At 36.2% G+C, this 10800-nt stretch carries 11 protein-coding genes and 2 tRNA genes; 7 read left to right on the top strand and 6 right to left on the bottom strand.

Annotation, left to right across the window (positions count from 1 at the left end; translation table 11 throughout):
* Together ACTBZY_RS08865 and ACTBZY_RS08860 are read right to left on the bottom strand one after the other, a co-directional pair.
* Positions 1 to 579 (bottom strand): GH3 family acyl-acid amido synthetase (locus tag ACTBZY_RS08865; RefSeq protein WP_463045973.1); only part of this gene is annotated, 579 nt, incomplete at its 3' end.
* 49 nt (positions 580 to 628) lie between these two features.
* On the bottom strand, positions 629 to 1525 hold the full coding sequence (locus tag ACTBZY_RS08860) for a glycerophosphodiester phosphodiesterase family protein (RefSeq protein ID WP_463045972.1): 897 nt from the start codon (positions 1523 to 1525) through the stop codon (positions 629 to 631).
* 159 nt (positions 1526 to 1684) lie between these two features.
* Between ACTBZY_RS08860 and asnS the strand changes: the two genes are divergently transcribed.
* The 4 genes from asnS (at position 1685) to proB (ending at position 5892) form a co-directional block, all read left to right on the top strand.
* Entirely contained in the window at positions 1685 to 3112 is a 1428-nt protein-coding gene (asnS, locus tag ACTBZY_RS08855) for an asparagine--tRNA ligase (protein ID WP_463045971.1), read from the top strand.
* A gap of 89 nt (positions 3113 to 3201) precedes the next feature.
* Positions 3202 to 4290, top strand: coding sequence for a complex I subunit 1/NuoH family protein (locus tag ACTBZY_RS08850; protein ID WP_463045970.1), 1089 nt, complete (start codon positions 3202 to 3204; stop codon positions 4288 to 4290).
* Between the two features lie 14 nt (positions 4291 to 4304).
* Complete coding sequence (locus ACTBZY_RS08845) at positions 4305 to 4868, top strand: hypothetical protein (RefSeq protein ID WP_463045969.1); 564 nt, start codon at positions 4305 to 4307, stop codon at positions 4866 to 4868.
* Complete coding sequence (gene proB, locus ACTBZY_RS08840) at positions 4861 to 5892, top strand: glutamate 5-kinase (protein ID WP_463045968.1); 1032 nt, start codon at positions 4861 to 4863, stop codon at positions 5890 to 5892. Before ACTBZY_RS08845 ends, proB begins: the two co-directional genes overlap by 8 nt.
* A gap of 36 nt (positions 5893 to 5928) precedes the next feature.
* On the opposite strand, the gene ACTBZY_RS08835 is transcribed toward proB, so the two are convergent.
* On the bottom strand, positions 5929 to 6267 hold the full coding sequence (locus ACTBZY_RS08835) for a translation initiation factor (RefSeq protein ID WP_463045967.1): 339 nt from the start codon (positions 6265 to 6267) through the stop codon (positions 5929 to 5931).
* Positions 6264 to 7133: a diacylglycerol/lipid kinase family protein gene (locus ACTBZY_RS08830; protein ID WP_463045966.1), complete on the bottom strand. Its 870-nt coding sequence runs from the start codon at positions 7131 to 7133 to the stop codon at positions 6264 to 6266. Before ACTBZY_RS08830 ends, ACTBZY_RS08835 begins: the two co-directional genes overlap by 4 nt.
* 44 nt (positions 7134 to 7177) lie before the next feature.
* Here ACTBZY_RS08830 and ACTBZY_RS08825 point away from each other — a divergent pair, with 44 nt between their 5' ends.
* Positions 7178 to 7597 (top strand): MaoC family dehydratase, encoded by a 420-nt coding sequence (locus ACTBZY_RS08825; RefSeq protein ID WP_463045965.1) that lies wholly within the window; start codon positions 7178 to 7180, stop codon positions 7595 to 7597.
* 76 nt (positions 7598 to 7673) lie between these two features.
* Here the strand turns inward: ACTBZY_RS08825 and ACTBZY_RS08820 are convergent, their stop codons facing one another.
* The gene (locus tag ACTBZY_RS08820) at positions 7674 to 7853 is read right to left on the bottom strand and encodes a histone H1 (protein WP_463045964.1); all 180 of its coding nucleotides are present in this window, start codon (positions 7851 to 7853) and stop codon (positions 7674 to 7676) included.
* Between the two features lie 171 nt (positions 7854 to 8024).
* Complete coding sequence (locus tag ACTBZY_RS08815) at positions 8025 to 9281, bottom strand: aminotransferase class I/II-fold pyridoxal phosphate-dependent enzyme (protein WP_463045963.1); 1257 nt, start codon at positions 9279 to 9281, stop codon at positions 8025 to 8027.
* A gap of 345 nt (positions 9282 to 9626) precedes the next feature.
* Between ACTBZY_RS08815 and ACTBZY_RS08810 the strand changes: the two genes are divergently transcribed.
* A tRNA-Ser gene (locus ACTBZY_RS08810) sits at positions 9627 to 9713 on the top strand.
* A gap of 55 nt (positions 9714 to 9768) precedes the next feature.
* A tRNA-Pro gene (locus ACTBZY_RS08805) sits at positions 9769 to 9843 on the top strand.
* The last annotated feature ends 957 nt before the right edge of the window (positions 9844 to 10800 follow it).

Genomic DNA, 10800 nt, shown 5'->3' with positions numbered 1-10800 from the left:
GTCCATTAAGGCAACTTCAAGCGGAGGGGTTCTTAGGTATTCCGCCCAAGTAGGTAGGTTCTGCATAATAATGGCAGAAATATCTCCAACCTCTGTTCCATTATTGAATGGATTGCTTTGCAGTGAGCCTCCGATAGATAGCCCTTTCCCATCAAATAGTTTGGCATCTGGCTTTTCAGCGAGATATAGGGTAATTAGATCTTTCCCACCCTTATAATGGCAGCTTTCTAAAGAATCTTCAGAAACTGGAATGTATTTACTTTTGGCGTTGGTCGTACCAGAAGACTTTGAAAAAAGATTAATATTCCCTGGCCATATGACGTTTTGCTCACCTTTGAGCACACGTTCTATATTCGGATAAAAATCTTCATAAGTGACTATTGGAACTCGATCTTGAAATTGAGAAATGGAGACAATGTCCGCAAATCCGTTGATTTTACCGAATTCAGTTTTTCTAGCCTTGTAAATAAGGCTTCTAAATTCTTGATCTTGAGTGTCGTGCGGGTTGTTTATAAATTCGTTAATACGCTCAATTCGGCGTTTTATAAAGAAGCCCAGGATTTCATTTAGAACGCTCAAAGTAAATATTGACTTTTAAAAAGTTCAAATAAAAGAGATTTCAAGCGTATTACAAATTTTTCGCTCTATTCGGATAATCCGTGATTAAACCATCGCAACCCATATCTTTAACGGTTTGCATTTCTTTAAAATCGTTGACTGTCCATGGAATGACCTTAATACCAAGGAAATGCAATTTTTTAACCTTGTTTGAATTGAGATGGTGAAAGTAAGGACTCCAAATATCAGGCTTAAATCCTAGCTTATTTATATTTAAATCAATGTCATTATCGTCATAAGGTTCAATTAATGCTGACAGTGAAACTTTTTGATATTCACCCGCATTAATTCGGGAATACCAATATTTAAGGATATTGAAGTCAAAGCTTTGAATAGTTACTCTTTCGGGCTCTAAATATTTGAAGATTACATCATGTGCCAAGTCAGAGAACTCTGCTACCTCTGGCTGAGAAATTCGATATTCTTCAGGAAGACTTTTTAATTCAATATTGTACTTTAAGGGGGCTATACCCTTACTTTTAGCATACTTTTCTGCTTTTTTTATGACTGTCTTAAGAAGGGGCTTATAGGCTTTTGTTTTTTTCTGTTCTGGGTAAGCTGGATGCCCTCGCAAACCCACATCATACTTTTTTATTTCGGCATAGGTAAGTTCATAAGTGTTTCCTTTATTATCCCCAGTAATTGGTTTACCGAAAGGGTCGGTTGAAATGTCTGGATTAAAATATGGGTCATGAGACACTACCACCTTTTTGTCTTTTGAAATTACAATATCCAATTCCAAAGTTTCGATACCTTCGTCAATAGCCCGTATAAAAGCTGGAACAGTATTTTCGGGCATAAGTCCTCGAGCACCTCTGTGTCCTTGAATTTCAAATCGCTTTTGCTGTGCCATGATAGCTGTGGAGGTAAGGAATAGAGTACAAAAGGCTAAAAGCCAATTTTTCATTTTGGTTAATTCTAGTGATGAACATGCGTTTACATGCAATTTACTAATGCTTTTAGAAATAAATGTTACTTTTCATAAATACCTTTCACATTATGGGTTGTTCTTTGAAAGGATTAATACTTAATTTTGACGGACTTGTGAAATTTTTAATTTTAAAGGATGCAAATCAAAGAAATATTGGCCCTAGAGCCAAAGGAGCAAGAGGTTGTAGTTAAAGGCTGGGTTCGTACCAAAAGAGGGCAGGCTACGCTTTCTTTTGTAAGCATAAATGATGGCTCTACCATCAATAATATTCAAGCGGTAGTGGACGGAGAAAAGGTCTCTGAAGAAATAATGAAAAGGGTAAGCTGTGGAGCTTGTGTAAAAGTAAAAGGTAAGCTGGTAGCATCTTCAGGTTCCGGTCAGAATGTAGAGTTAGTGGCAGAGGAATTGACAATTTATGGAGAAGCAGATGAATCTTATCCTATTCAACCCAAAAAACATAGCTTAGAATTCTTAAGAGAGAAAGCTCATTTAAGGTTTAGAACAAGTACTTTTTCTGCTGTTTTTAGAGTAAGGCACGCTTTATCATTTGCCGTACATCAATTTTATAACGAAAGAGGTTTTTTTAACCTTCATACCCCTATAATAACGGCTTCCGACGCCGAAGGTGCAGGCGAGATGTTTAGAGTGTCTACTTTTGAGCCAAATAAAGCACCACTTAACCAGGAAGGAGAGGTAGATTTTAAAGAAGACTTTTTTGGTAGAGAAACTTCTTTGACTGTCTCTGGTCAATTGGAAGGTGAACTGGGTGCTTTGGCACTTTCTAAAATTTATACTTTTGGCCCTACTTTTAGAGCGGAAAATTCAAATACCACAAGACACTTAGCAGAATTTTGGATGATTGAGCCAGAAGTGGCTTTCCACGATTTGAAGGATAATATGGATTTAGCAGAGGATTTCATCAAATATGTGATTAAATCTGCTTTAGAAAATTGTAAAGAAGATTTGGCTTTTCTGGATACCCGTTTTCAGAATGAAGATAAAACCAAACCACAGTTAGAGAGAAGCGAACATACCTTATTGGAAAAACTGGACTTTGTACTGGCAAATGATTTCGCCAGAATTACCTATACAGAAGCCATTGAAATATTGTTGAACTCAACACCTCATAAGAAAAAGAAATTTAAATTTCCGGTAGAGTGGGGCATAGACTTGCAGTCTGAGCATGAGCGTTTCTTAGTAGAGAAACATTTTAAAAAGCCCGTAATTTTGACCGATTACCCCAAAGGCATTAAGGCTTTTTATATGAAGCAAAATGACGATGACAAAACTGTGGCAGCCATGGATGTGCTTTTTCCTGGAATAGGGGAAATGATAGGAGGTTCTCAAAGAGAAGAAAGCTTAGAAAAGCTAAAACGCAGAATGAAGGAGATGGAAATTGACGAAGAGAACCTTTGGTGGTATCTTGATACTAGGAAATTTGGGACAGCCCCTCATTCTGGTTTTGGATTGGGTTTTGAGAGGTTAGTTCAGTTTGTAACTGGAATGGGGAATATCAGAGATGTAATTCCTTTCCCAAGAACGCCTGGCAATGTTGAGTTTTAGGTTTAAATTCTTTTAGGTTCATAAAATAGACCGTATTGACATTTAGAAAGTAGTACTTTAGCTTAAAATAGTATCGAAAAAGTAATTAAATGCTTATCCCTTTATTAGTTTTCATAGGTCTTATCGGAGCCAATGTTATCATCAGTGTTTATCTTGAACGTAAAGTTTCTGCGTTTATACAGGATAGATTAGGACCGATGGAGGTGGGAAAGTGGGGTTTACTTCAACTTTTTGCAGATTTAGTTAAGCTCTTGCAAAAGGAAGATGTAGTTCCAAGTGCGGCCGATAAAAGACTATTTAAGTTTGCTCCTAAGTTGATTTTTATGGCCATTTTTGCTGGTTTTGCTGTTTTACCAGTTACTTCAACTTTACAAGGGTCAGCAGCACAAACAGGTGTGTTCTTTATATTGGCTATTGTAAGTCTTGATATAGTGGGCATTTTAATGGCAGGCTGGGCATCCAGTAATAAGTATTCACTTTTAGGTTCTATGCGTTCTGTAGCACAGATAGTGTCTTATGAAGTTCCTCTAGGTTTAAGTGTATTATGCGTTGTGGTGATTACTCAAACCTTAGATTTACAGGAAATCTCTTTTCAGCAAGGACTTTTTTCACCGGAGACTAATTATCTTTTTGGAATTAAAAAATTGGGTATAGATGTAAGCCAAGTAGGGGGCTTTTTAACATGGAATATTTTCAGGAATCCTTTTCTGTTAATTGTTTACGTGATTTTCTTCATTGCTACATTGGCAGAAACCAATAGAGCTCCTTTTGATTTACCAGAAGCGGAATCTGAGTTGATTTCAGGTTATCATACGGAATATAGTGGATTTAGGTTCGCCATTATTTTCTTGGCGGAATATGGTATAATGCTCCTAGTTTCTATTCTTGGGGCTGTGTTGTTCTTAGGAAGTTGGAATTCTCCTTTACCAAATATGGGTAACTTTAAGTTGGCCTTATGGACTACCGGAGAGCCAGGTAGCATAAGCTCATATTTATGGGGAGCTTTCTGGTTATTTTCCAAAGCTTACGCAGCCATTTTTGTGATGATGTGGATTCGCTGGACTTTGCCTAGGTTAAGAATGGACCAGCTCATGTATTTGTGCTGGAAAGTATTAACACCATTTTTATTGGTATTACTACTCATCTCAACCGTGTGGAGAGTATTCATGGTTTACTGAAAAACTAGAAACCAATGCCACAAAATATTTCAAAACAGCTAGAAATTGCTATTCTAAGCCTTTCTCAAAAGGAAAAGGACAGGCATTTATTACGATTAATATCCAAGAATAATCTTTTGCGGGAGCAGATGCAGTTTACTTTGCTAGAAGATGAAAGTGATTTAACTTGGCGAAGAGAAGAATTAGTAGATTTGATGAACCAGCTTTTCGATAGGAAATCTTCTTATCCTGGTGTTTTATTGAAAGATATACGAATGGTGAGTGCTAAAATTACATGGCACAGGAGAGTTACAAAAGATAAGTATGGTGAAGCTGAGCTTGCCATTTATTTGCTGGAGAAAATATTGAATAATCATCAAAATCAAATTGCCAAAGCTCATAAAAAGGCGGATAGTTTGAGGGTTTATTTGGTAAGGAAGGCCATAGCTGTAATCAAGTATATTAATGCTCTTCATGAAGATTTTCGGATTGATTTTATTGACAGATTGGACAAGGTTTTGAGTCAATTACATACTTTTGAAACCAAATATCCAGCTTCGCTTTTAGACTTACCCAAAGCATTGCCTCAGAATGACTAAACCTTTACTCGTTATAAAATTTGGAACCTCTGCCATTAGTAATAAAAATGGAGAGCCAGATAAAAAAATAATTGCACAAATAGCCCTAGAGGTGAGTGAGTTACATAAAACGCATCATGTTGTTTTGGTATCTTCAGGAGCTGTGGGTGCAGGCAAAAAGTTCATCACCAAATATGATGGGAGTATAGCCAAAAGAAAGGCTGCTGCGGCCATTGGTAATCCAAGATTAATAATAAAATATAATCAAGCTTTTGAAAAGCATGGTATTCAAGTGGCACAGAGCTTGTGCGAAAGAAGGCATTTTGCGAATAGGGAATTGTTTTTAGAGCTTAAAGAAACTTACCAAGAGCTATGGGAAAACGGTATAATTCCTATTGCAAACGAAAACGATGTGGTTTCCGATAGAGAGCTAAAGTTTTCGGATAATGACGAACTGGCCACGCTTATTGCTGCTGGTTTTGGGGCTTCACATTTAATGATTGCCACAGAGTCGGGTGGTTTATTGGATAAGAATAAGAATCTTGTGAATCATGTGGCGGTCATAGATGACGCCGTTATGGACTTAGTGGATACCAGTAAATCTGCATTAGGTACTGGTGGAATGTCCTCGAAACTGACCTTTGCTAAACTGGCTAATAAAATGGGGATTAAAGTGACCATTTTTGGTATAAAAGAGGGTCAAGGTGGGATCTTAAAATCATTTGAACAAAAAGAAGGAACCACTTTTGATGCCAATAATATTAATCTTTCTGCTAGAAACAAATGGCTTTTAAGTGGTGGTTTAACAACCGCAAAGTTAATGCTTGACAAAGGTGCAGTAAAGGCTATTAAGAAAAGGAAAAGTCTTTTGGCGGTAGGTATAATGAGTGTTTCTGGCGTTTTTGGAAAAGGGGAGGTTGTAGAATTGGTTGATGAATTTAACGGTGTTATTGCGATAGCCAGAAGTAGAGAAAACTCTTCTTCTTTACAAGAAAAGCCACAGAAGTTAATTGTGGCTCATGCAGATGACATTGTTTTGGTTTAGCATTTATTGATATATAAAAACTAAAGGCATGGGGTATTAACCTCCTGCCTTTTTTGCTGCATACCCCTCCGAAATCAATAGGTTTAAAATTTTGTCACGATGGTCGCCTTGGATCAATATCTCACCATCTTTAACGGCCCCACCAGCTCCACAAGCATTTTGAATTTTTTTCTTTAATACAGCCAAATCGAAGTCGTTTCCTTCGAAATCTGCTATTCTAGATACTACTTTATTTCCGCCCTTTCTATCTAACCACACTTTGAGTTTCTGAGTAGAATTATCAGGGGTGAAAATGTCTGAATTATCTTCATTAAAGGAGTAGTCTGGATTTGTGGAATAAACCACACCACTTCTTTTTTTATTCTTGTTGCTCATATTTTTATTCTTAAAGATTTTTCTCTGATGGAGATTTTGATCTTATTGGTGTCTAACCATTTTGGCTCTCCATCATAATGTATTAATGCTTTATCTTCTGTGAGAAGGTTAAAGGTCTTTTCTCTATAGTATTCTACAAATTTAGACTCTTTAATCTTTTTTCGAAAAAGTTTTTGTGCAAGATTAAGCCCTTGAAGTTTTGGATGGTCTTTAATAATGCAGCAGTCTAAAAGACCGTCACTAATACTTGCTTCAGGAGTAATATAGGCGTTATTGCCAAATTGTGAAGCATTTCCGAAGGAGATGGAGAATATTTTGTAATCGGAATTATTGAATTTGATTTTTAGGGGCTCAAAATTGAAATAGGAGCCTAATCCCGCTCTGACATAATTTTTAAAACCCCTACCGGCTATTTTTGAAAAATTTTCAGCAGCAAGGGCATCAAAACCTATGCCTGCCGTACATAAAAAGGGAATGTCGTTTATTAGACCAGTGTCTATTTCTATGATTTTACCTAAGTTAATTCTTTGAATACAAGTTTTTTCATCATTAAAAATACCAAGATGCCTTGCCAGACCATTTCCAGAGCCTTTAGAAATAAGGTTTAATACGGTTTTGGTATGAATTAATTGGGAGGCTATTTCATTAATGGTACCATCTCCACCTACGGCTACTATTTCCTCAATACCCTCTTTTAGGAAAGATTTCACTATTTGGGTGGCATGCTGTGGTCTTTCGGTATATCTGATGATCGGATTATAGTTATCTTTAGAAAGATAAAGGTCTATATTTTTCTCCAGCGTTGATTTTTTACGATCTGTGCCAGAATTTGGATTAATTACAAAAAGGATGTCTTGTTTTGACAATTTTGAAAGTATAATTTTGCTTGAGAAAATTTAACAATAATAAGATGGAATCCAATAAAATACCTGTAGGATCAGAATATAAATTTACATTTAGCTTTAGTCAACAGCAGGTCAATGACTTTGCAGAACTTACTGGCGATCACAATCCCATTCATACGGACCCAGAATATGCGGCAACTTCGCGTTTCGGAAAATGCATTATTCATGGACATTTAGGAAGCAGTGTTTTTACAAGGTTTTTAGGTACAAACAAACCAGGAGGAGCGGGTTCTATTTACTTAAAACAAGAAACAGAATACCTTAGGCCTATGTTCGTGGACAAAGAGTATGAAGTTGTTTTTAAAGTAATGAGCATTAAGGAAGGCAAGCATATCGCAGAAATAGCCACAGAGGTTTATGATCCAGAAACTAAGAAAATTACGATTAGAGGTATTGGGACATTGAAAAACACCGAATTATACTAAAACGCATATAAAATAAAAGTTCCGGAGGACGACCTTCGGAACTTTCAAGTTTCTTCGTGAGATTCACAATAGGGAATTACATTCCTTCATTCTTCATGTCCTGTACTTCACTTCTTGTAGCTTTTGCAAAAACAGCAAGGTCTTGCATTCCTTTTCTTACTCGTGTGCCAGCAGCTTTGTTCTTCTTATCATAGAATTTTTCGAAATCATCTTGCATAGAAGCCACTAGGTCTGTTAGTTCTTGATACTTACTCATGGAAAAAAGGGTTATTTTAAATTATAATTTAGTTTAACTGTACGCAAGATATATTAAATCTGGAATAATTCTAAAAATTCAACAAAAAATATAACACATAAATACCCTTAGAGAACAGTTTAGGGCATTTATGTGCTAATTTCGGTAGTTTTTTTTTAACGATTCTAGTTTCTAGTTTTCGTCATTCCCGAAGTATTCTCCAGCCTTAAGTTTTCTTTGAACTTCTTCGAAACATTTCATAGTAAAATCTACGTCTTCCAAGGTATGAGAGGCTGTTGGTATTATTCTTAATAGAATAACTCCTTTAGGAACCACCGGATATACTATGATAGAGCAGAATACATTCATATTCTCTCTCATGTCTCTAATGAGGTTTGTAACCACACTTAAATTATAATCTCCATGAAGGAAAACTGGTGTTACGCAGCTTTCAGTTACGCCAATATCAAAACCTCTATCTCTAAAGCCTTTTTGCAAAGCTCTTACGATTGTCCAAAGGTTTTCTTTAAGCTGCGGATTAGTTCTTATAAGCTCTAAACGCTTTATGGCACCTTTGACAAAAGCCATAGGAAGGGCTTTGGCGTAAGTCTGAGAACGCATGTTGTATTTAAGATACATAATGATCTCCTTATCTGCTGCTACAAATGCCCCAATCATTGCCATTGATTTGGCGAATGTAGAGAAGTGTATATCCACGGCATCTTGAACACCATAATGCTCTGGTACACCAGAACCCGTTTCTCCCATGGTACCAAATCCATGAGCGTCATCTACTAATAATCTGAATTTGTATTTCTTCTTTAACTCCGCAATTTTATCTAGTGCTCCAACTGCACCAGACATTCCAAAAACACCTTCAGTAACCACTAAGATTCCACCTTCTTGTTCTTCTGCCACTTTGGTAGCACGAATAAGGTTTTTCTCAAGGCTATCCATGTCATTATGCTTGAAGGTATATGTTTTACCTCCTTTTGCACGGTGTAATCTTACACCATCAATAAGGCATGCGTGACTTTCGGCATCATAAACAACAATGTCTTTAAAGTCCACCATCGCTTCAACTGCAGACATTACGCCTTGGTATCCATAGTTTAAAAGGAATGCATCCTCTTTTCCTACATATTCAGCGAGCTGTCTTTCTAGTTCTTCATGAAGATCTGTATTACCGGTCATCATCCTAGCTCCCATTGGGTAGGCTAGGCCAGTTTCAGCAGCAGCTTCCGCATCTGCCTTAAGTACTTCTGGGTGATTAGCTAGGCCCAAATAGTCATTTAATGACCAGTTAAGCATCCTAGTTCCACCGAAATTCATAAAAGGTCCTAGAGGACCTGTAAGTTTAGGGAAAGAATAGTAATGATGAGAATAATGTGCTTGGGAGCCAATAGGTCCCATATTATTTACTACTTTTTCAAAGATATCTTTTACCATTAACCTTTGGTTTTAGAATTAATTTACTTGTTTCGCCTCAATGGGCGTTAAAAAGGTTCACAAAATTAAGGATTTATATTGAATTCTAAAATTATACTATTCTAAGAAAATTTACATATTATGATTTCTATCATAGGATTTTACTTATAAAATCACCTTAGGGGATTACACAGCATTTCCTGACTAGGAATTATTTTGAAAATAATTTTCAAATGTAACTTATTGAGTATGAATAAGTATGCCTTACAAAGGGTGAAATGTTTCAAAAAAACTTAAAATTATTTTGAAATCTATTTGACTTGTAAAAAACAATTGCTGTATATTTGCACTCCGTTTCGGCGACAAAGAGGGATGGGTGAGTGGCTGAAACCACCAGTTTGCTAAACTGACGTACCAGCAATGGTACCGCGGGTTCGAATCCCGCTCCCTCTGCAAAGAGTGTTTGGGTTACAAATTGGTCACTCAAACAGGAAATAGGAAACACCATCGGGGTGTAGCGTAGCCCGGTCATCGCGTCTGCTTTGGGAGCAGAAGGTCGCAAGTTCGAATCTTGCCACCCCGACAAAGAGCTCAAGAGAAATCTTGGGCTCTTTTGTTTTTAATCCATAGTAACTTTTTCTGGATCCCCGATTCTTGGTTTGATCCTATATTTAGCGTATCCTTTTGTCTTAGTAAATATTCATTAAAATAATAAATCGCAAATAAAATTTAGGCATTTGTGGACATTTATATCCATTATCATTTTAATAGTGTGCCTTTTTCTACATACGTATATGGACATGGGGTTTTTATAGAGAAAATATGCCTTTTCTTGAATATTGGTTTTGTACAAAAAGAGCAATACGTAAATTTGAAATAAGGCTAGGTAAAGAAGGGAAGGTTAAAAGTAAATTCTAAAGTGAAGTCTTGGCGATTTTATTTCTAGAAACCGAAAATAGAAAGCGTAATTGGAAAATGCAGATTGAGTACAAATTGTAGCTTTTTTCGTCATTTTACCGCAAAACCATAGCCTTTTATGATTTAAAACAAAAAAAAAGGACTGGAACAAAATGTTCCAGCCTTTCCCGCTACTAAATCCACACAACTTTTATTTTTAATATTTTTGTTTTCTTTTGGCTTCTTTACTTGCTCAAAGGTATAACCTGCATTCAATTCACGCAAGTATTTTTTTAAAAAATAACTGATTTTTATCTCAGAAATGTGATATTGTTACAATTAGGCGTATATATACTTACGTAAATAAGGTGTTTAGACATCTATTTTCTGTATTTCAATTTAAAATTAAGACAATTTCAATCAATTATTGTTTCTTTTTTATAAAACGCAGGACTTTCTATGTCCTAGACTTAATACAGGGGCTACTGCTTGCTTGCAAAAGCGAACCACCACCATGGTATTGGCTAATTTATACTTTTGGTACTATTAATATATTTGGCATCAATTTTCAAATATAAGTGGGCTTTGATCTGAATGAATGATGATTAAGTGGCTTGTATCGAGCTGGTTGCACACATTTAAC

This window comes from Arcticibacterium sp., assembly GCF_055134445.1.
This window is presented reverse-complemented; position numbering and strand designations above follow the sequence as displayed.